The organism is Nonomuraea turkmeniaca (assembly GCF_005889735.1).
GTDB lineage: Bacteria > Actinomycetota > Actinomycetes > Streptosporangiales > Streptosporangiaceae > Nonomuraea > Nonomuraea turkmeniaca.
Genome location: NZ_VCKY01000206.1, coordinates 1 through 19,278 on the forward strand (window position 1 = coordinate 1; position 19,278 = coordinate 19,278).

General features: G+C 72.0%; 23 protein-coding genes. 4 read left to right on the forward strand and 19 right to left on the reverse strand.

Translation table 11 applies throughout. The features are described 5' to 3' along the window. Window positions 1-207 (reverse strand): hypothetical protein (locus ETD86_RS41100; protein ID WP_211370639.1); only part of this gene is annotated, 207 nt, incomplete at its 3' end. Window positions 208-385: 178 nt separating this feature from the next. On the opposite strand from ETD86_RS41100, the gene ETD86_RS41105 reads away from it, so the two are divergent. Both ETD86_RS41105 and ETD86_RS55910 read left to right on the forward strand, forming a co-directional pair. Beyond that, on the forward strand, window positions 386-1,621 hold the full coding sequence (locus tag ETD86_RS41105) for an RNA-guided endonuclease InsQ/TnpB family protein (RefSeq protein ID WP_246149018.1): 1,236 nt from the start codon (window positions 386-388) through the stop codon (window positions 1,619-1,621). Between the two features lie 57 nt (window positions 1,622-1,678). After that, window positions 1,679-1,825, forward strand: coding sequence for a hypothetical protein (locus tag ETD86_RS55910; RefSeq protein WP_170223527.1), 147 nt, complete (start codon window positions 1,679-1,681; stop codon window positions 1,823-1,825). 86 nt (window positions 1,826-1,911) lie between these two features. On the opposite strand, the gene ETD86_RS41110 is transcribed toward ETD86_RS55910, so the two are convergent. Further along, window positions 1,912-2,574 carry an endonuclease V gene (locus ETD86_RS41110; protein WP_138672044.1) on the reverse strand — a complete coding sequence of 221 codons (663 nt, stop codon included), beginning with the start codon at window positions 2,572-2,574 and terminating at the stop codon, window positions 1,912-1,914. 178 nt (window positions 2,575-2,752) lie between these two features. Between ETD86_RS41110 and ETD86_RS41115 the strand changes: the two genes are divergently transcribed. Then, on the forward strand, window positions 2,753-3,493 hold the full coding sequence (locus ETD86_RS41115) for a sulfite exporter TauE/SafE family protein (protein ID WP_138672045.1): 741 nt from the start codon (window positions 2,753-2,755) through the stop codon (window positions 3,491-3,493). On the opposite strand, the gene ETD86_RS41120 is transcribed toward ETD86_RS41115, so the two are convergent. The 6 genes from ETD86_RS41120 to ETD86_RS41145 are packed head-to-tail and all read right to left on the reverse strand — an operon-like array spanning window position 3,462 to window position 8,083. Next, window positions 3,462-4,181 carry a type 1 glutamine amidotransferase gene (locus tag ETD86_RS41120; RefSeq protein ID WP_138672046.1) on the reverse strand — a complete coding sequence of 240 codons (720 nt, stop codon included), beginning with the start codon at window positions 4,179-4,181 and terminating at the stop codon, window positions 3,462-3,464. The genes ETD86_RS41115 and ETD86_RS41120 overlap by 32 nt on opposite strands. Continuing rightward, complete coding sequence (locus ETD86_RS41125; protein ID WP_138672047.1) at window positions 4,181-4,678, reverse strand: hypothetical protein; 498 nt, start codon at window positions 4,676-4,678, stop codon at window positions 4,181-4,183. Before ETD86_RS41125 ends, ETD86_RS41120 begins: the two co-directional genes overlap by 1 nt. Further along, entirely contained in the window at window positions 4,675-5,502 is an 828-nt protein-coding gene (locus tag ETD86_RS41130) for a bifunctional 5,10-methylenetetrahydrofolate dehydrogenase/5,10-methenyltetrahydrofolate cyclohydrolase (RefSeq protein ID WP_138672048.1), read from the reverse strand. The genes ETD86_RS41125 and ETD86_RS41130 overlap by 4 nt, the downstream gene beginning before the upstream one ends. Next, complete coding sequence (locus tag ETD86_RS41135; protein WP_138672049.1) at window positions 5,499-6,104, reverse strand: cyclodeaminase/cyclohydrolase family protein; 606 nt, start codon at window positions 6,102-6,104, stop codon at window positions 5,499-5,501. Before ETD86_RS41135 ends, ETD86_RS41130 begins: the two co-directional genes overlap by 4 nt. A gap of 28 nt (window positions 6,105-6,132) precedes the next feature. Continuing rightward, entirely contained in the window at window positions 6,133-6,648 is a 516-nt protein-coding gene (locus tag ETD86_RS41140) for a hypothetical protein (protein WP_138672050.1), read from the reverse strand. Window positions 6,649-6,697: 49 nt separating this feature from the next. Continuing rightward, window positions 6,698-8,083 carry a M1 family metallopeptidase gene (locus ETD86_RS41145; RefSeq protein ID WP_211370640.1) on the reverse strand — a complete coding sequence of 462 codons (1,386 nt, stop codon included), beginning with the start codon at window positions 8,081-8,083 and terminating at the stop codon, window positions 6,698-6,700. A 179-nt stretch (window positions 8,084-8,262) separates the two neighbouring features. Here ETD86_RS41145 and ETD86_RS41150 point away from each other — a divergent pair, with 179 nt between their 5' ends. After that, window positions 8,263-9,174, forward strand: coding sequence for an NHL repeat-containing protein (locus ETD86_RS41150; protein WP_138672052.1), 912 nt, complete (start codon window positions 8,263-8,265; stop codon window positions 9,172-9,174). Window positions 9,175-9,215: 41 nt separating this feature from the next. Here ETD86_RS41150 and ETD86_RS41155 read toward each other — a convergent pair whose 3' ends face one another. The 11 genes from ETD86_RS41155 to ETD86_RS41210 form a co-directional block, all read right to left on the reverse strand. After that, entirely contained in the window at window positions 9,216-9,863 is a 648-nt protein-coding gene (locus ETD86_RS41155) for an FMN reductase (RefSeq protein WP_138672053.1), read from the reverse strand. A gap of 14 nt (window positions 9,864-9,877) precedes the next feature. Then, entirely contained in the window at window positions 9,878-11,029 is a 1,152-nt protein-coding gene (locus ETD86_RS41165; protein WP_170223528.1) for an LLM class flavin-dependent oxidoreductase, read from the reverse strand. A gap of 172 nt (window positions 11,030-11,201) precedes the next feature. After that, window positions 11,202-11,852 carry an NAD-dependent epimerase/dehydratase family protein gene (locus ETD86_RS41170; RefSeq protein ID WP_138672054.1) on the reverse strand — a complete coding sequence of 217 codons (651 nt, stop codon included), beginning with the start codon at window positions 11,850-11,852 and terminating at the stop codon, window positions 11,202-11,204. Continuing rightward, on the reverse strand, window positions 11,849-12,145 hold the full coding sequence (locus tag ETD86_RS41175; protein WP_138672055.1) for a DUF4291 family protein: 297 nt from the start codon (window positions 12,143-12,145) through the stop codon (window positions 11,849-11,851). The genes ETD86_RS41170 and ETD86_RS41175 overlap by 4 nt, the downstream gene beginning before the upstream one ends. An 88-nt stretch (window positions 12,146-12,233) precedes the next feature. Then, window positions 12,234-13,373 carry a rod shape-determining protein RodA gene (gene rodA, locus ETD86_RS41180; protein WP_138672056.1) on the reverse strand — a complete coding sequence of 380 codons (1,140 nt, stop codon included), beginning with the start codon at window positions 13,371-13,373 and terminating at the stop codon, window positions 12,234-12,236. Further along, window positions 13,370-15,379 (reverse strand): penicillin-binding protein 2, encoded by a 2,010-nt coding sequence (gene mrdA / locus ETD86_RS41185; protein ID WP_138672057.1) that lies wholly within the window; start codon window positions 15,377-15,379, stop codon window positions 13,370-13,372. Before mrdA ends, rodA begins: the two co-directional genes overlap by 4 nt. Continuing rightward, a complete protein-coding gene (locus ETD86_RS41190) occupies window positions 15,372-15,848 on the reverse strand; it encodes a rod shape-determining protein MreD (RefSeq protein WP_138672058.1) in 477 nt (158 codons plus the stop codon). The genes mrdA and ETD86_RS41190 overlap by 8 nt, the downstream gene beginning before the upstream one ends. A gap of 3 nt (window positions 15,849-15,851) precedes the next feature. Then, window positions 15,852-16,589, reverse strand: coding sequence for a rod shape-determining protein MreC (gene mreC, locus ETD86_RS41195; RefSeq protein WP_138672059.1), 738 nt, complete (start codon window positions 16,587-16,589; stop codon window positions 15,852-15,854). After that, entirely contained in the window at window positions 16,586-17,809 is a 1,224-nt protein-coding gene (mreB, locus tag ETD86_RS41200) for a rod shape-determining protein (protein WP_138672060.1), read from the reverse strand. The genes mreC and mreB overlap by 4 nt, the downstream gene beginning before the upstream one ends. 116 nt (window positions 17,810-17,925) lie before the next feature. Beyond that, the gene (locus ETD86_RS41205; RefSeq protein WP_138672061.1) at window positions 17,926-18,357 is read right to left on the reverse strand and encodes a nuclear transport factor 2 family protein; all 432 of its coding nucleotides are present in this window, start codon (window positions 18,355-18,357) and stop codon (window positions 17,926-17,928) included. A gap of 15 nt (window positions 18,358-18,372) precedes the next feature. After that, the coding region (locus tag ETD86_RS41210) for a hypothetical protein (protein ID WP_211370641.1) at window positions 18,373-19,278 on the reverse strand (906 nt) is incomplete at its 5' end.

Below are 19,278 nucleotides of genomic sequence, written 5' to 3' on the forward strand. Positions count from 1 at the left end.
GGGCTGGAGACAGGACACGGCCGGAATCTCGGACGGAACGCCGGGAGCGGCCGGGTCGACGAGTGCCGTGAGTTCGGTCGCGGAGCTCGCCAGGCAGGTGCCGACGTGGAGGGGGTCCACGACGGCGTGGGAAGGGGGCGCGGCGAGCAGGGTCAGGCCGCCGGCGGCGATCGCGCCGGCGACGATCCGGAGGGGGCTGGAACGCATGAAACCTCCTGGGTAACGGTAATGAACAACCCCCGACTTGCTACCCAGAGTAGTGATTCCGTAACACTCTGTTCAGGTAAAGTGTTTGAGTGCTAACTAGCGATGATCTCGGAGCAGTTTGTTTGGATGAATGCGGTTCCCGCTTCCGGTGGCCTGCATCACACGATAAAGTGTTCGAGTGAAACTGGCGGTGCAGGTGAAGCTTCTGCCGACGCCCGAGCAGGCCGAGGCGCTGGAGTCGACCCTGCACCAGCTCAACCAGGCCGCCAACCGGGTCTCCCAGCTCGCCTTCGACACCCAGACCTTCGGCGTGTACGCCCTGCGCCGCCGGATCTACGGCGAGCTCAAGGCCACCGGACTGGGGGCGCAGCAATCCCAACACGTGATCAAGAAAGTGGTTGACGGCTATGCCACCCTCCGCGGCCTGATCCGCAACGGCCAGCTCACCGGCAAGCGCAGACGCAAGGCCGAATCCAAGCCGATCACCTTCCGGCCCGCGGCCGCCCACCCGTTCGACGACCGCTGCCTGTCCTGGTCGTACGACACCCGCACGGTATCGATCTGGACGGTGCGGGGCCGGGTGAAGGACATCGCTTTCACCGGTTCCGCTGAGCAGTTGAAAACGCTGGCGACCTATCGGCGGGGCGAGTCCGATCTGCTGTTGCGTGACGGAGCGTGGTACCTTCTCGCGACCTGCGAGATCCCGGAGGCCACGCTCCGTGCCGACCCGGACGGGTGGATCGGGGTGGATCGGGGGATCGTCAACCTGGCCACCACCAGCGACGGCATCAACTACAGCGGGGACAAGCTCACTCGCTACCGCCGCAGGATGGCCCGCGTCCGGGCCGAGTTGCAGGCACGCGGCACCAAGTCCGCCCGCCGGAAGTTGAAACGGCGTGCCAAGCGGGAGCGGCGCTTCGCCGCGCACACCAATCATGTGATCGCCAACGAGATTGTGGCCGATGCGCAGCGCACCGGACGCGGGATCGCCGTCGAGGAACTGGCGGGGATCCGCGAGCGGGTACGGCTTTGGCCATCCCAGCGGGCCACGCTCTCGTCCTGGCCGTTCCACCAACTCGGCGAGTTCCTCGCCTACAAGGCACACCGTGCCGGTGTCGCCTTCGTCCAGGTGGATCCGGCCTACACCTCGCAGATGTGCCCGAACCCGTGGTGTGGGCACACCGGACGAGGCAACCGTCCCACCAGGGACACCTTTCGTTGCGGGTCGTGCGGGTTCGCTGGACCGGCCGACCACATCGCCGCGCTCAACGTCTCCCGACGGGCCAGCACGGTGTGGGCATTCGTCAACATGCCCAACGAGCCCGCCGTGGAAAGCGGGCCCAGTGCGTCCCGAGCCGGTCAGCCAGACCCGACCGCGAGACGCAAGCCCAAGGCTCCAGCCCTGGGTCGTTGACGTGGTAACCCAGGTCTAACCGCGCTCAAGATCGTCACCGCGCTCAACACGCCGGGCATGCTCGTCCAGGCGGTGACGGCCGGCCAGTTGATGAGCGGGGAGGGCGGGCTGTACGGCTCGGGCGCGATGGCCGGGCACGTGCCGCTCGCCATGACACTGTTCGGGCTCAGCGTGTGGCTGCTCGTCTGGGCGTGGCGCCGCTGAGGCCACGCGTCCGAGCCCGCGAGCCAGGAGGGCAAGGCCCGGGTGCCAGGGTTCGGGCACCCGGAGCCGGGCACCCGGAGCGGGCGTCAGGCCGGGTGCCGGGCCAGGTGGTCGGCGTGCCGGATCGGCTCGGGGAGGCGGTAGCGCGGGGCGAGCCGCAGGACCTGGTCGGTGGCCGTGTCCAGGGCGATGCGGTGCCCCTGGGAGACGTACACCGGCTTGACGCCGGGCTGCGTGCGCAGCGCCCGCCCGACCGTCGCCCCTTCGTGTGTGATCGGCGTCCACGCCCCGCGCTCCGCCCCCGGTGGCTCGTGCGTGCCGACGAACGGCGTCTTACCCACGCCCAGCGCCGGCAGCCCCGTCAGCACGCCGACGTGGCACGCCAGGCCGAACCCGCGCGGATGCGCGAGCCCGTACCCGTCGCAGACCAGCAGGTCCGGCGTGACCGTGAGCCGCTCCAGAGCCTCCACCAGCGCGGGCAGCTCGCGGAAGGCGAACAGCCCGGGCACGTACGGGAACGCCGCCTTCCCCCGGGCCACCACCTGTTCCACCACGGCCAGGGTGGCCGCCTCCATGACGACCACCGCGGCCGTCAGCTCGTCACCGGGGCCGTGGTAGTGCACGTCCAGGCCTGCCACCACGGTGAAGACGCGGGGTCCGGTGAGCTCGACGTGTCCGCGGAGCCGGTCCTGAATGGCCTCCGCCTCGGTGACCGTGGAAGGCCATGGGTGAAGCTGCTCTACCTGCACCCGCCCTAAGGTAGGCCACGCCAGCTGTCCGCGCGCTTGCTGTCCGCGCGCTTGCTGTCCGCGCGCTTGCTGTCCGCGCGCTTGCTGTCCGCGCGTCCTCTTGCCTCGGGGCCCCTGGGTGTCGTCCCGCAGGAGCCCCGAGCGCGGGGACAAATCGGACAACACGTAGCATGTCCGCGTGATCGTCGGAGAAGCTCTCGGCCTGCTCGCCGTCGGCGTCGTGGCCGGCGTGGTGAGCACGGTCGTGAGCCTCGCCTCGATCATCTCCTACCCGGCACTGCTGGCCTTCGGCCTGCCCCCGCTGGCCGCGAACGTCACCAACACCGTCGCCCTCGTCTTCACCGGCGTCGGCGCGGCCGCCGGATCGCGGCCCGAGCTGGCCGGCGAAGGCGCTCGGGTGCTCAGGCTCGGCCCGGTGGCCGCACTCGGCGGCGCGTCGGGCGCGCTCCTGCTGCTGGTGACCCCGGCCAGGACGTTCGAGCTGATCGCCCCGTGGCTGATCGCGATGGCGTCGCTGCTGCTGGCCCGGCCGCCGTCCGGCCGGGCGCACGGCGAGCACACGGTCTTGGGGCGGGTGGCGCTGTTCGCCGTGACGATCTACGTGGGGTACTTCGGCGCGGCCGGGGGCATCCTCGTCTTCGCCGTGCTGGCGGCCCTGCTCGACCAGTCCGCGCCCAAGGTGAACGCCTTGAAGAACGTCATGACGGGGCTGGCGAACGCGGTGGCCGCGGTCGGGTTCGCGATCTTCGGGCCGGTCGACTGGGGCGCGGCGCTGCCGCTGGCGGCCGGGTTCCTGCTGGGCGGGTGGGCCGGGCCCAAGATCGTACGCCGGATGCCGGGGCACAGCCTGCGTTACCTGGCGGCGGTGTGCGGGCTGGCGGTGGCGCTCAAGCTGGGCTGGGACTCGTACACCCGCTGACGGCATACTCGGTGACGAGCGCGGCGAAGCGCATCGTCACCTCGCGCCAGATCGGCGTGGACACCGGCTCGTCGGCCACCGCCCTGGCGTACGTCTCGTCGGGGTCGAAGCCGTCCGCGTGCCACTCCTTGATGCGCGCGGGCAGCACCTCGGGATGGAACTGCACGCCCCACGCCCGCTCGCCCACCCGGAACGCCTGGTACGGGCACGCCTGCGTCTCCGCCAGCCAGACGGCGCCCGCGGGCAGGGCGGTGATCGCGTCCTTGTGGTGCTCCACGGCCGGCACCACCGGGGGCAGCCCGTGGAAGAGCGGGTCACCGGCGGCCTCCGGCCTGATCGTGAGCGGGAGACTGCCGTTCTCCGGCGCGCCCACGTCGCCCGTGACCTCGCCGCCGGCGACCTCGGCGATCATCTGCCCGCCCAGGCAGATGCCGAACAGCGGCACGCCCTCCGCCAGCGCCTGCTTTGCCAGCCGCCGGGCGTCCGCCAGCCACGGGGCCCGGTCGTCCTCGCTCGGCAGGTAGCCGCCACCCAGCATGATCATGGCGTCGTGGCCGAGCCGGTCGGGCAGGGTCGCGCCCGCGTGGGCGAGCACCACGTCCAGCTCGTGCCCGGCCTCCACCAGCCAGTCGCCCACCCGGCCTGGGCCGCCGCTCCGGCTGTTCTGCACGACCAGCACGTCACCCATCACACGCCTCCGTCATCCACTCGAGGATCTGCTCGTCCACGTCGGCCACGCGGTTGAGCTTGAAGAAATGCATCATGCGCCCGCCCGGCAGGGGGAGCGCCCTGGCAATCAGCCGGTGCTCGACCCGTGCTCATGGCCTCACTCCGTGAGGCGGGCTCGGTCGCCAGATGCCGTCGCCTTCCCCCGCTCTGGTCGCTCCGCTCCCGCCGCTCCTCCAGGCGACGGCACTCCCTCGCCGGGGCGAGGGACAGGCTGCGGGCCTTGGGGCGCACCTCGGCGAACTTCCGCTCGCTCTTGAGGAACACGCCCACCCGCACCGCGTCATCATGGATCGGCCCCAGACGCTCGACGAGCCGGTCGTAGATCTCCCGGTAGACGGGAGGGTAGGGCGCGAACGTCTCGTCCACCGTGCAGCCGGGCACGCACACGTGCGACTGCCGCGCGCGGGCGAACTCACGGTCGCACTGCGGGCAGGTCCACCGGCCGGCGGCGGTCACGGGAGATTCGCCGCCCTGGCAGTGTGGCGCAGCAGCAGCGCGGTCGTCACCGGGCCGACGCCGCCGGGCACCGGGGTCAGCGCCCCGGCCACGCCCGCGACCGCCTCGAAGTCGACGTCGCCGGTCAGCCCGCCGTCGTCGGCCGGGTTGGTGCCGACGTCGATCACGACGGCGCCCGGCGCGACGTGTCCGGCACCGATCAGCCCCGCCCGGCCGACGGCCGCGACCAGCACCTCGGCCGTGGAGGTGACGGCTGCCAGGTCGCGGGTGCGCGAGTGGCAGACGGTGACGGTGGCGTGCCGGTCGAGCAGCAGGTGGGCGAGGGGCTTGCCGACCACGGTCGAACGGCCGACCACCACGGCCCGCCGCCCCTCCAGCTCCACCTGGTGGTGGTCGAGCAGCGCCATGACGGCCGCCGCCGTGGCGGGCGCGAAGGCCGGCAGCCCGGCCGCCAGCCGGCCCAGCGAGAGAGGATTGGCGCCGTCGACGTCCTTGCGCGGGTCGATGGCCGCGGCAAGCCACTGCGCCGAGGCGCCCGGGGGCAAGGGGGTCTGCAACATCACGCCGTGCACGCCCGGGTCGCCGCTGAGCCTGGTCAGGGTCTCGTCGATCTGCTCGGGCCGGGCGCCGGGGCCCAGGTCGACCAGGTCGCACGCGATGCCGACGCCGGCCGCCGCCTTGGCGATCGACCGGACGTACCACAGGCTCGCCTCGTCGTCCGTGGCCACCACCACGGCCAGCCGCGGCTGGCCGCCGGCCGCGGCCTCGGCCTGCGCCTGGACGCGGATGGCGGCGGCCAGCTCCTTGCCGGTCAGCGTCTTCACCGGTTGATCTCCTCGCGTACCTCGGCGGTCACCCAGTCTGCCCTGGCGACGGCCGCGTCCACGCCGGAGAGGGTGATGTTCAGCTTCTCGCGTACCGGCTCGTCCTTGATGCCGCCGAGGTTGACCTCGACGTTCACCCTGGCGGTGGTGAGCGCGGCGCGCGCCGCCTCCGCGGCGGCGGCCACGTCGGTGACGACGTTGCGGTTGCCGATCGGCAGCAGCAGCTCGCACAGCTCGACCACGCGGGTGGCGGCCTCGATCACGAGGGCCGGCGGCTCCGCCGCGCCGGCCAGCGCGGCGGCGATCGCGGCGCCGCGCAGCTCGCCCTTGGGCAGCCGGTAGGCGTCGGTGACCGCGGTGAAGGCCGCCGCGTCCTCCTCGGCCAGCTTCAGCGCCCGCGCCCGCAGCGTGTCGGTCTCGGCGATCACCGCGACGATGGCCTCGGCGTGGCCGGCGTACTTCTCGCCGGTGCTGTAGCGGCCGACCATGCCGAGCAGCGCGGCGGCCTGGGCGGCGTGCAGGGCCGCCGTCGCGCCGCCGCCCGGGGCCGGCCGTCGGTCGGCCAGCTCGGCCAGGAAGTCGACGATCTTCAACTCGCGCATGGCGGCATTCTGCCAGCCCACGCGGTGCTCAATCGCGGTACATCGGCCGCGTGGCGTCCTCGGAGCCGCTCCGCGGCGGCAGGTACGGCGACGGCGCCTCGTTGTAGGCGGGCGAGTAGACCGCCGGCTCGGCGGTGGAGCGCCAGCGCGACGGGAAGAGCGACACCATCAGCAGCACCACGCCGAGGACCAGCTGGAGCCCTGTGTAGGCGATGGTGTTGTAGCCGGTCTCCAGGAGGTCGGGCAGCAGGTTCTCCGGCAGCAGCAGCGGCACGCCCAATGTCGCCAGCAGGGGCAGGAGGCCCAGGACGGTGAACGACAGGCCACCGAGGAGCGAGGCGACGGGGGACAGGCGCGAGCCGGCCAGGAACGCCAGGCCGATCCCGGCGGCGACGAGCACGCCGATCGCGGACCAGGAGATCTGGAACGCCTGGGCGGCCGTGAGGCGCAGCTCGCCTACGCCATACCACAGCCCGGCAGCGATCAGGGGAGGAAGGAGCAGCCCGGCGACCACTCCGAGGACATGACGGGCACCATTTGACATGACAAACCCCGTTTGTGTGGTTACGCCCCAACCTACCGTGCGCGATCCCTCAGCGTGGGGTGGTCTTCGAGTCCAGCCAGGTGTCGATGAGCGTGGTGAGGTCCCGGCCGGTGTGCTGGTTGATCCACTTCGTGAACGACGCCCGGTCCTGCGTGGTGTTGCGGTGCTCCTGCGGCCACGCCGTGGTCATCGCGAAGAACTTCTTGTCGCCGAGCCGCTCCCTGATCTCGTGCAGCATGATCGCCGGGCAGTAGTAGACGACGCTCTGCCCGAACGAGTCCGGCCGGTACCGGCCTGGCGGGCCGCTCTCCCTGCGGAGCTCGGCGTCCATGCGGCGGATGTTGTCGATGTACGTGTCGATCGAGCCGCCCTGGTCGTCGGCGTGCCACTGCATCTCGAAGTACATGGCGAAGCCCTCGTTCAGCCACAGGTCACGCCAGGTGCGCGGGGTGACCGTGTCGCCGAACCAGTGGTGCGCCAGCTCGTGCGCCACCACCGACGGCTCCATGTAGCGCGGGCCGAGCGCGATCATCTGCTGCGTCTCCATGCCGGAGTCGCTCGTCGCCACCAGCCCGGCGCTCGGGAACGGGTACGGGCCCAGTTTCTTCTCCAGCCACTTCATGATCTCCGGCATCCGGCGTGCCACGGGGAGGGTCTTGGCCACGTCCTGAGGGCGGATCCAGTACGTGATCGGGATGCCGCGCGGGCCCTTGTCCGTGTACATGCGGAACTTATCGGCCGCGAACACCGTCAGGTAACTGGCCACGGGGTCGGTCGACTTCCAGCGGAAGGTGCTCGTCCGCCCCTTCGTGGCCTTGCCCTTGAACGTGCCGTGCGCCACGCCGGACCAGCCCTTGGGCACCGTGATCGCCACGTCGTACAGCGCCTCGTCCGACGGATGGTCGTTGACCGGGAACCAGGTGAACGCCCCGAACGGCTCCTGCAGCGCCCACGCCCGGCCGCCTTCGCCGGTGTGGAAGCCCAGCATGCTGATGTCCTTGCGCCGCTGCTTGGCGTCGACAGGCCGGGGGCGGCCGTGGTAGCGCACGGTCACGACGGCGCCTTCGCCGGCCTTCATCGGTTTCGCCAGCGGAATGGACAGGTCGTCCACGGTCTGCCGCGGCTTGGCCCCCGTCCCGTTCACCGTGACCTGGTCCACCTTCAGCGAGCGCCCGAAGTCGACGGTGACGTGGCTGACGGGCTTGACGGCGCGGAGCGTCAGCTTCGCGGTGCCGGTGAGGATGCGGCTCGCCGGCTTCCAGTCCAGTGCCAGGTCGTAGTGGAGCACGTCGATCGCCGGGTTGCCGTAGGCGGGGTACAGCGGGTCCTTGACGGGCTGCGACCTGCCCTCCTCGTACGCGTTCAGGTCCGCCTCGGGACGCTGCGCCGCGGCGACGGGCTGCTTGGCGGACTGCGCCTGCCTCACGGCGGGCACGGGTGCGCTACAGCCTTGTACGGCCAGCAAAAGGATCAGAAGTAATAAAAGGGGCCTCCGCATTCGGGCAAAGGTATTACCCACCGGCCCCTTCGATCAATCAGATCGTTTCTGCGAACTCCCTGTGAAGCACGCGGCAGGTCTTCACCCGGGACGGGGGCGCGGGCATCGTGGGCCGCATGAGACCCGCGATCCTGAAGACCGCAATCAGCGCCTTAATCGTGCTCATGCTCGGCACCGTGCCGGCGCAGGCCACATCGAAGCCCGACCAGTTCGCGCTGCCCAACGGGTTCCAGCCGGAGGGGATCGCGATCGGGGGCGGGCCATACGCCTACTTCGGCTCCCGCGCGACCGGCGATATCTACCGCGCCGACCTGCGTACCGGGGAGGGGTCGGTCATCAGCAAGGGACCGGGCACGCCCTCGCTCGGGCTCAAGACCGACGGGCGCGGCCGGCTGTTCGTGGCCGGGGGGACGGGCGGCGACGCCCGCGTGATCGACCTGCGCAGCGGTGAGGTCGTCAAGTCGTACAAGCTGACCACCGACCCGGCGTTCGTCAACGACGTGATCCTCACCCGGGACGCCGCGTACTTCACCGACTCCCGCAACCCCGTCCTGTACAAGCTGCCGCTCGGCCGCGGCGGAGTGCTGCCCGACGAGGCCGTCAAGATCCCGCTCAGCGGGGCCATCCAGTACACGACCGGCAACAACGCCAACGGCATCGCGCCCAGCCCCGACCGCAAGTCGCTGCTGATCGTCCAGTCGAACACCGGCAAACTGTTCGAGGTCGACCCGTCCACGGGCGTCACCACGGAGGTGGACCTGGGCGGCGAGCTGCTCACCAACGGCGACGGGCTGCTGCTGTCCGGCCGCACCCTGTACGCGGTGCTGAACCGGCTCAACACGGTGGCCGCCATCGCCCTGGCCGGCGACGGCTCGTCCGGGAAGATCGTCAAGCGGCTGACCGATCCGCGTTTCGACGTCCCGACGACCGTCGCCCGGTACGGCCACCGCCTCTACCTGCCCAACGCCCGCTTCACCACCACGCCGACGCCCGAAACGCCGTACAACGTGGTGGCGATCAAGCCCTGACCCCGAGGCCCAACCGCGGCCGCGGGCGATCCGGCCTGCCGCTACGCCGGCGGGCGCAGGGCCGCGAGCTGCTCCTCGAACGGCACCACGACCTGCTCCTGCTCCGCCCGCGCGCTGGGCGCGCGGTGCAGGAGCAGGTCGGTCAGCTCCTCGGCGGCGCGCTCGATGCGCTCGCCGAGGCCGTCGGTGAAGGCGTCCCGCCCGCCGCCCCAGTCCTCCGCGGCCGCGTAGACGGCGGTCGGGACGACGACGGCCCGCAGGTACGCGAACAGCGGCCGCACCGCGTGCTCCAGCGCCAGGGAGTGGCGGGCGGTGCCGCCGGTGGCCGCGATGAGCACGGGCTTGCCCGCCAGGGCGGTGTTGTCGAGCACGTCGAAGAACGACTTGAACAGCCCGCTGTAGGAGCCGCTGAAGATCGGTGTGACCGCGATGATGCCGTCGGCCTCCGTGACCGCGTCGATCGCCGCGCGTAGCCGGGAGTTCGGGAACCCGGTCACGAACGCGTTCGCGACGTCCACGGCCAGCTCCCGCAACTCGATCACGCGAGGTGCGACGACTGCCCGTTCGACCGGGCCCGCCGGCGCCTCGGGGTCCGCCAGCCGCCGGGTCACGGCCTCGGTGAGGCGGTCGGCGAGCAGGCGGGTGGAGGAGGGCTGGGTCAGCCCGGCCGTGACGACGACCAGCTTCATGATGTCTACCTTCCTCAGGCCTGTACGGTCTCGGTGGTGGTCTCGGTGGTGGTCTCGGTGGTGGTCGCGGTGGTGGTCGCGGTGGCGTCGGCGGCGGTCTTGGCCGCCAGCAGGGAGGCGTGCGTGGGCGCGTCCGGCACCTCGGCCGGCCGGCCCTTGGCGAACTCCGCACGGAGCACCGGCACGACCTGCTCGCCGAGGATGTCGAGCTGCTCCAGCACGGTCTTCAGCGGCAGGCCCGCGTGGTCCATGAGGAACAGCTGGCGCTGGTAGTCGCCGAAGTGCTCCCGGAACTGCAGGGTCCGGTCGATGACCTGCTGCGGGCTGCCCACGGTGAGCGGTGTCTCGGCCATGAACTCCTCCAGTGACGGCCCGTGGCCGTACACGGGGGCGACGTCGAAGTAGGGGCGGAACTCGCGTACCGCGTCCTGGGAGTTCTTGCGCATGAACACCTGGCCGCCGAGCCCGACGATGGCCTGCTCGGGCGTGCCGTGCCCGTAGTGGGCGTACCGCTGCCGGTACAGGTGGATCAGCCGCTGGTAGTGCTCCTTCGGCCAGAAGATGTTGTTGGCGAAGAAGCCGTCGCCGTAGTAGGCGGCCTGCTCGGCGATCTCCGGGCTGCGGATCGAGCCGTGCCACACGAACGGCGGCACCCCCTCCAGCGGCCGCGGCGTCGAGGTGAAGCCCTGCAGCGGCGTGCGGAAGCGGCCCTCCCAGTCCACCACGTCCTCGCGCCACAGCCGGTGCAGCAGCGCGTAGTTCTCGATGGCGAGCGGGATGCCCTGCCTGATGTCCTGGCCGAACCACGGGTAGACGGGCCCGGTGTTGCCCCGGCCCATCATGACGTCCACCCGCCCGCCCGCCAGGTGCTGCAGCATGGCGAAGTCCTCGGCGATCTTCACCGGGTCGTTGGTGGTGATCAGCGTGGTGGCGGTGGACAGGACGAGCCGCTCGGTCCTGGCCGCGATGTAGCCGAGCAGGGTCGTGGGAGAGGACGGCACGAACGGCGGGTTGTGGTGCTCGCCCGTCGCGAACACGTCGAGCCCGACCTCTTCGGCCTTGAGCGCGATCGTCACCATCGCCTTGATCCGCTCGTGCTCGGTCGGCGTCCTGCCCGTCGTGGGGTCCATGGTCACGTCGCCCACACTGAAGAGTCCGAACTGCACTTTAGTCACCATCCATGACTGTTGAATCTTTGACGGCTACGGTAGCGTCAGGGCCTTCCGAGATATTCCATCATCGCCTGTGGTCAGTCCTGTCGTCGGGCGCGGGCCCGGAACGCCGCCGCCGGGTGCTGGGGCCTGCCGGCCGTCCCGCTCGCGCCCCGCCGACGGGCCGTCAGAGCGCGTTGATGTCGGCGGGCCCGAGGATGCGCTGGGGCGCGCCGCGCTCGGCCACCGTGATCATCGCCTGCCCGATCCGCTCCGTCGTGGTCACCGCGGCAGGGAAGAGCAGCCGGAACAGCGGGTACAACGGCCGGCTCGCGACATAGGCGAGCCGGTAGAGCCGGGTGCGCGACGTGATGCCGTGCATCGGCTGGATGTAGCCGGGCCGGAACATGTACGCCTGGAACGGCAGCGCCAGCAGCGCGTTCTCGGTCTCTCCCTTCACCCTGGCCCACATCGCCCGCCCGTGGGCGTCGGTGCCGGCCCCCGACACGTACACGAAGGTCATGCTCGGGCTGAGCCGGGCCAGGGTGTTCGCCACGGACATCGTGTAGTCGTACGTGATGTGCCGGTAGTCCTTCTCGCTCATCCCGGCGGACGAGACGCCCAGGCAGAAGAAGCACGCGTCGAAGCCCGGCAGGTGCTCCTCGATGGGCGCCAGGTCGAGCAGGTTGGCGTGGACGATGTCCCGCAGTTTGGGGTGGTCGACCCCCGTCGGGGCGCGGCCGACCGCGAGCACCGCCGACACCCGCTCGTCCAGCAGGCACTCCCGGAGCACGCCGCGGCCGACCATGCCGGTCGCCCCAAAGATGATCACGTTCACGCCGGGCTCGCCCCGATCGTCTCGCCTATGCCGTCAGGCAGAGGATACGGCCGCTCGGCGGGCAGCAGCCCGTTCAGGTCCGCGCGGCGCCGGACCGCCGCATGCACCTCCCGGACGCGATCCGTGATGTCGGTGATCGCCAGCGTCCACTCGTCCACATAGCGCCGCACGGCCTCCCCGGACAGACCGATCTGGATGGACCGGTACGCCAACGCCTCGTGGTGCGGCCCGCGCTCGGGATCCCACTGGATCCGCACCGGGCTGCGCCGCACGCGGGGCTTGATCCACGTCATCCGCTCCCGCTTGAACGGCGCCAAGAACCGCTGCGCCGCCACGGCGGCCCGGCGACGGCCGCGACGGCAACTGGTTAAGACCGGCTGATCAGAGACGCTGCATGGCCTTGGTCCGGTGCACGGCCTGAAGCAGCCCGATCGCCAGCAGGCCCGCGACCGTGGCCGAGCCGCCGTACGACACGAACGGCAGCGGCACGCCCACGATCGGCATGAGCCCCACCGTCATGCCCACGTTCACGAACGTCTGGAACGCCAGCCACGACACCACACCGCCGGCCAGCACGGCGCCGTACGGCGAGGCGCTGTGCCGCGCGATCGACAACCCCCGCCACAGCAGCACGCCGATGGCCAGCACGATGGCGGCGGCCCCGGCGAAGCCGAACTCCTCGCCCGCGACCGTGAAGATGAAGTCGGTGTGCTGCTCCGGCACGAAGTGCCCGGCGGTCTGCTCACCGTTGAACAGCCCCTTGCCGGTGAGACCGCCGGAACCGATCGCGATCCGCGCCTGGGCGGCGTTGTACCCGACGCCGCCCGGGTCGGCCCCCGGGTTGGCCAGGACGAGCAGCCGCTCCAGCTGGTACGGCCGCACCAGCCCCAGCTTCCACGCCGCGAACCCGGCGCCCGCCGCGCCGGCGACGAGCACCAGCAACCACCGCTTGGGCGCCCCCGACACCAGCAGCGCCCCGCTCACCATGGCCGCGAACACCAGCATCGTCCCGAGGTCCGGCTGCAACGCGATCAGCCCGATCGGCACCGCGGCCAGCACCAGCGCCAGCAGCACCCCGCCGAACCCGGGCCTGCTCTGCCCGTCGCGCAACTCCCCGAGCGGCACGGCGAACGCCAGTGCCAGGGCCACCTTCGCGAACTCCGACGGCTGGAACTGCACCCCGGGCGCCAGCACGATCCACGAGTGCGCCCCGTTCACCCGCACCCCCAGCGGCGTCAGCACGCCCGCCAGCGACACCAGCGCCAGCACGTACGCCAGCGGCACGTACGCTCGCAGCACCCGCAGATCGCACCGCGACACGAACCACATCAGGACCAGGCCCAGCCCGACGCTCACCGCCTGCCTGATCAGCAGCCCGTAGTCGCCCCCCATCCGGGTGGCCGACCACACCAGCAGCAGCCCCACCACGGACAGGGCCAGCGCCAGCAGCGTCAGCGTCCAGTCCGGCGCGGCCAGCGTGGGCGCCCACACGACCCGCCGTCTCCCCGCCACCGCGATCATCGCCGCTCCTGTGTTGATTGGTCGCGCTCACTCGGCCCTCGCTGGTCACGCGAGCTACCGCTCTCGGGCCTGAACGTTCGCCGCTCCTGTGTTGATTGGTCGCGCTCACTCGGCCCTCGCTGGTCACGCGAGCTACCGCTCTCGGGCCTGAACGTTCGCAGCTCCGCCAACCCGATGATGCCCTCCCAGATGTCGCGGGCCGCCGGGGCCGCGCCCTCGGCGCCCCGGCCGCCCTCCGACAGCACGACCACCACCGTGTACGCGGGATCCGGGGCGAACGACGCGAACCAGGAGGTGTCGCGGTGCCCGAACGACTCCGCCGTGCCCGTCTTCCCGGCCACCGCGACCTTGCCGAACGGGAACCCCTTGAACGCGCCCTCAGCCGTGCCCTCCTTCGGCACCTGGCTCAGCGCGTTCCTGATGAACCGCAACGTCTCCGCCGAGGCCGGCAGCCGCCCGGCCACCGGCGGCGTGATGGTCTTGACCGTGCTCCCGTCCGGCTTGACGACCTTCAGCCCGACGCGCGGGCTGTGCAGCGTCCCGCCGTTGGCGACGGCCGCGTACGCGCGGGCCAGCTGCAGCGGCGTGACCAGCACGCCGCCCTGCCCGATGGAGAAGTTGGCGGCGTCGCCGCCCCGCCACACGCCGCCGCCGCGGCAGTTCTCCTTGGCGATCGCGGTCAGGTACGCGGCCCGGCCCCGATCGGCCATCTCGGGGTAGCCCTTGACGGCCCGGCGGCAGCTCTCCTCGCGGGTGGCCCGCCACAACGCCTTCTTCGCGGCTCGGTCCGGCACCGCCCCGGCCGCCTCGCCCGGCAGGTCCACGCCGGTCGGCTCGCCGAAGCCGAACCCGCGAGCGGTCTTCTCCATGGCTTCGGACCCGCGCTGCCACAGCTGGTCGGCGAGCCGGTAGAAGATCGTGTCGCAGGATTGGACCAGCGCCCCGTGCATGGTCATCAGGCCGAGGTCGGCGCTGGCGAAGTTCCTGAACACCCGGTTGCCCACCGTGTAGCCGCTCGGGCAGTCGTAGGACGCGCCGAGCCCGTACCCGGCGTTCGCGGCCGCCGCGACCGAGGAGACCTTCCACGTGGAGCCCGGCGCCCACTCGCCCTGCACGGCCTGCGACAGCAGGGGCAGCCGCTTGTACTCGCGGGCGGTCACGCCGTCGGTCCACACGGCCGGGTCGTAGGCGGGCAGCCCGGCCAGCGCGACCAGCCGCCCGGTCTGCGACTCCATCACCACGGCCGCGCCCGACTTCGCCCCGCTGGAGGCCAGCGCCCGCGCGACCGCCTGCTCGGCGATCGTCTGGATGCGGGAGTCGAGGCTGGTCACGAGCGTGTTGCCGGGCACGGGCGGGTCCTGGCGGAGCGTCCTGGTGACCTGCCCCGTGTTGTCGACGGCCATGTCGCGCCGGCCCGGGCGGCCGGCCAGCTCGCGGTCGTACACGCCTTCGAGCCCGTCGCGGCCCTTGGCGCCCTGCACGTACCCGAGGGTGTGCGCCGCCGCCGCGCCGAACGGGTAGACCCGCACCGGACGCAGCTCCGTGCGCACGCCGGGGAAGTCCTGCTGCCGCTCGCTGATCTGCAGCGCCACCGGTGCCGAGACGTCCTCGGCGACGGGGATCGGCTCGTACGGCGACCCCTGCCAGCACGGCTGCGCCACTTCGGGCCCGCACAGGCGGACCTTCTCCGCGATCTGCCGGTACGGCTGCCGCAACACCTCGCCGAGGCGCTCCAGCACCGCCCGCCCGCCGTCGGGCTGGTGGGCCAGCGCCACCGCGTCCACGGTGACCACCGGCCTGGTCCGGTTCGTCACCAGCGGGCGCCCGGTCACGTCCACGATCTGCCCGCGCACCGGCGGCACCGGCACGGTCCTGATCCGCACGTCCGTCGCGGCCTGCACGTACTCGGCCTCGCTGATCACCTGCAGGAACCACAGCCGCCCCACCAGCGTGGCCACCATCGCCACGATGACCAGCCGCAACACGAACAACCTGGCTCTAGACACGGCGCATCGCCACCCTGGGCTGCGCCTCCTGGGCCCGCCGGCGGCGCAGCAGCACGACCGCCACCAGCGCCCCGAGCACCACCGTCCACCCGAGCGTCCACGGCAGGTCCGCGACCGCCGACCGCCACGGCTCGTCGCCGAGCGCCACTGCCGCGCCGGCCTGCAGCACCGTGCCCAGCGCGGCGCCCGCCGCGCCGGCGAGCAGCGGCTTGCCCTGCAGCCAGTGGCCGGCCAGCAGCCCGGTCACCGCCAGCACCAGCGCCGTACGCCCCACCGTGCCGTCGGCGGGTGGCGTCACGTCCACGGCCAGCCCGCCGACCAGCCCGGCCACGCAGCCCCAGACCGGTCCCCTGGTCAGCGCCAGCCACACCACGGCCAGCGTCACCAGGTCGGGCCCGCCCCAGGGCGATCTGTTGATCAGCAGCACCTGCAGCAGCGGCGCCGTGATCAGCAACAGCACCAGCCCCACGGCTCACCTCCCAGGGTCGGGCACGACCACCGCGACCAGGTCGAGCGCGGACAGCCGGGCGGCGGGCCGCACCAGCGCCGTACGTGTGGCCGCGCCCGGCACGCGCTCGATCCGCGCGACCGTGCCGATGGGCAACCCGGCCACGTACGGCCGCCCGCCCGCCGAGCCGAGCGTCTCCACCTGGTCGCCGACCTCGAGTGGCGCGTTCGGGTCGAACAGGCTCAGCCGCAGCAGGCCCTCGCCCGGCACCCCCGCCACCACGCCCAGCTCACCGGAGTCCGCCATGCGCGCGCCCACCGAGGAGCCGGGGTCGGTGATGAGCGACACGGACGCGGTGGCCGGTCCCGCCCAGCTGACCTTGCCCACGAGGCCGTCGGCGTTCAGCACCGTCACGTCGCGGGTGACGCCCGCCGCGGATCCCGCGTCGATGGTGACGTTCCTGCCCTGCCCGAACCCGACCACGTGCGCCGAGACGCCGCGATAGGGCGCCGGCACCGTGGCCGGCCGGCTCTTCGTCCCGCCCCCGGCCAGTTCGGCCCGCAGGCGCGCGTTCTCCTGCTCCAGCGCCCGCAGGCGCCCCTCGCCGCCGACCGACCGGGTGACCGTGCCGATCGCGCTCTGGACCGTGCCGTACACGGTGGAGCCCGCCGCGCGCAGCGGCTCCAGCGGCATCAGCGTACGGTCGAGCACGACGAGCACGACCCCGGTGAACAGCACGAGCAGGATGAGCGCCCGCTTCACCGACGGGACCAATCGGGCAGCAGGACGTCACGCATCGCCTGGAAACGCTCGACGCAGCGGCCCGCGCCCAGCGCCACCGAGTACAGCGGCTTGTCCACGACCCTGATCGGCATGCCGGTGGCCTGGCCCATCCGCTCGGCCAGCCCGCGCAGCAGCGCGCCGCCGCCGGTCAGCACGATGCCGTTGTCCAGCAGGTCGCCGGCCAGCTCGGCCGGGCACTGGTCGAGCGTCGTCTGCACGGAGTCGATGATGGTCTGCACCTGGTCCTCGATGGCCTCGCTGATCTCCTCCGCGGTCATCGTCGCCGTCTTGGGCAGCCCGCTGACCAGGTCGCGCCCGCGTACGGGGGCGCTGGCGTCCGGGGAGATCGCCCGTGGCGCGGTGTCCGGCAGTGTGCCGTCCTGCCTGGGCCTGGAGCGGAACGGGTTCCACCGGCGCGTGGCGGACGCCGGCTCGGGCTCCTCGTCCTCCACCACGATCGTCGGCAGGGAGCCCTCGCCGGCGGCGCCCACCCGGTGCCGGCCGCGGGCCATGATCTCGGTGTCCCGGGAGGGAGCGGACCGCACCATGCCCAGGTCCATCTTCAGCCGCTCGGCCGTGCGGTCGCCGAGCAGCAGCGCGTGCTCCTTCTTGGCGTACGTGATGATCGCCTCGTCGAGCTCGTCGCCGCCGACCCGTAACGACTTGGCGACCACGACGCCGCTCATGGAGACGATGGCGACCTCCGTGGTGCCGCCGCCGATGTCGACCACCATGTTGCCGGTGGCCTCGCCGACCTTCAGCCCGGCGCCGATCGCCGCGGCCATCGGCTCCTCGATGATGTGCACCCGCCGCGCGCCCGCCTCGTAGGCGGCCTCCTTGACCGCCCGCTGCTCGATGGAGGTGGTGCCGCTCGGCACCGCCACGACGATCCGGGGCTTGGCGAGGAACCTGCTGGGGTGCGCCTTCTGGATGAACATGCGTAACATGCGCTCCGCCGCGTCCAGGTCCGCGATCACGCCGTCCTTGAGCGGCCTGATCGTGGCGATGTGCGGGGGAGTACGGCCCATCATGCGCTTGGCCGCCTTGCCGACGGCCACGACGGTGTTCTTGTGAAGGTTGATCGCGATGACGGAGGGCTCGTTGAGCACGATGCCCTTCCTGCGGACGTAGACGAGCGTGTTGGCGGTTCCGAGATCGACCGCTATGTCATGACCGAGAAGACCCAATGCGAATGCCATGTGCCGCACAGCCCTTTCGACCCGGTGAGGGCAGGGGGACACTGCCCGCCTTCGCGCTGCCCGGAGGAGTTTCACCACAAACGGAATATCTCTGTAGCCGCCCCTGTCGGAGCAGGTCAGCGGGCGGTGCGCCAGCTCTGCTCCTCGACCAGCTCCGTGCTGCGCCAACCGCCGGGCGTGCGGCTCAGGCGGTGGTGGTACCACCCGCCGCCGTGCAGGAACCCCTCGGTGCCGGCGGCGACCATCTCACGGGTAGGGGCGAGCGTGTCGGTGAAGGGCGCGCTCACCCGCGCCTCCCCGCCGTGGAAGTCGATCACGGGGGCGCCGATCAGGTGCAGGCGGCCCGGCCAGTGCGTGAGCACCTCGGCGAGCCATGCCTTGACCTCGTCCCGCGTGCCCTTGATGCCGCCGGCGGAGGTGTAGTCGATCACCGCGTCCGCGCTGAACACCTCGTCGAGCAGCTCCCACTGGCCGGAGTCGATGGCGCGGGTGTAGCGGGCCAGCAGGTCCGCGATCTCCAACCGGTCGGCGAATTCCTGAGCGTCCATGGTGTGATCGTCGCGCTAAGGGCGCTCCGTGACCAGCCCGGCCAGGCGTTCGCGGGAGGCCCGTACGATGAAGGGCTCGCAGGCGGTGCAGAAGTAGCCGCGGCCGAACGTGAACTCCACCGCGCCCCTGCTCAGGTTCACCAGCAGGCGCTCGTTGTCCGCGCTCACGGTTCGCGGGATCTGCCGGGCCGGCATGAGGGGCCGCAGCGCGGCGGCCAGCCGCCTCCTTCCCGCCGGCGTGAACGCGACCGGGGTGAAGATCTCCCGCACGGTGAGCACCCGGCCGGCGGGCACGTCGTAGTTGACCGCCCGCCACTGCTCGCCCGCCAGCAGGTAGCGCACCGAGATCACCTGCGCGTCGTCGCGTACCAGCACGTGGGTGCCGGTCACGGTCCCGTGGGCGGCCGGGTCCGCGCGGAGGTCGCGCAACGTGTCCTCCACCCGTTCCCTGATCGGCGCGAACAACGCGGCGTTCACCCGCCGCGCGTCCCCGCCCGAGGCCCGCGGGTAGGAGACGTCGATCGTGAGCCGCGGCCGCTGCTCCCGCCAGGTGGCCGAGGTGACCGTGAACGCCTGGGGCGGCGTTCCTCGCACGAGGGGCGCCGCCGCCACGGCGACCAGCACGGCGGCGCCCGCCGGCAGGACCTTCCTCGGTGCCGCCGCCACGGCCAGCCCCGCCACGACGAACGCCCCCGCGGCGAAGCCGGCCTGCAGCCCGGCCACCGGGTCGAGCAGCAGGCTCGCCAGCCCGCCCGCCACCACCGACAACCCCCACACGGCCGCCCACGACCGGGGCCCCTTCGTGTTCGATCGTCCTAGGACGAGGTAGACCAGCCCGGCCAGCAGCACGACGTAGAGGGCGCCGGTGAGGTTCTCCAGCGTCGATTGCGCCACGGACACGGCCGGCGCGGTGAGGAAGAC

Bases quoted from the DNA above. Each gene is read 5' to 3' on its own strand.
- ETD86_RS41205 (WP_138672061.1), bottom strand. From the start codon at position 18,357: ATGGACGCTCAGGAATTCGCCGACCGGTTGGAGATCGCGGACCTGCTG.
- ETD86_RS41150 (WP_138672052.1), top strand. From the start codon at position 8,263: ATGAGACCCGCGATCCTGAAGACCGCAATCAGCGCCTTAATCGTGCTC.
- rodA (WP_138672056.1), bottom strand. From the start codon at position 13,373: ATGATCGCGGTGGCGGGGAGACGGCGGGTCGTGTGGGCGCCCACGCTG.
- ETD86_RS41140 (WP_138672050.1), bottom strand. From the start codon at position 6,648: ATGTCAAATGGTGCCCGTCATGTCCTCGGAGTGGTCGCCGGGCTGCTC.
- ETD86_RS55910 (WP_170223527.1), top strand. From the start codon at position 1,679: ATGCTCGTCCAGGCGGTGACGGCCGGCCAGTTGATGAGCGGGGAGGGC.
- ETD86_RS41175 (WP_138672055.1), bottom strand. From the start codon at position 12,145: ATGACGTGGATCAAGCCCCGCGTGCGGCGCAGCCCGGTGCGGATCCAG.
- ETD86_RS41120 (WP_138672046.1), bottom strand. From the start codon at position 4,181: ATGGGTGACGTGCTGGTCGTGCAGAACAGCCGGAGCGGCGGCCCAGGC.
- mreB (WP_138672060.1), bottom strand. From the start codon at position 17,809: ATGGCATTCGCATTGGGTCTTCTCGGTCATGACATAGCGGTCGATCTC.
- ETD86_RS41155 (WP_138672053.1), bottom strand. From the start codon at position 9,863: ATGAAGCTGGTCGTCGTCACGGCCGGGCTGACCCAGCCCTCCTCCACC.
- ETD86_RS41135 (WP_138672049.1), bottom strand. From the start codon at position 6,104: ATGCGCGAGTTGAAGATCGTCGACTTCCTGGCCGAGCTGGCCGACCGA.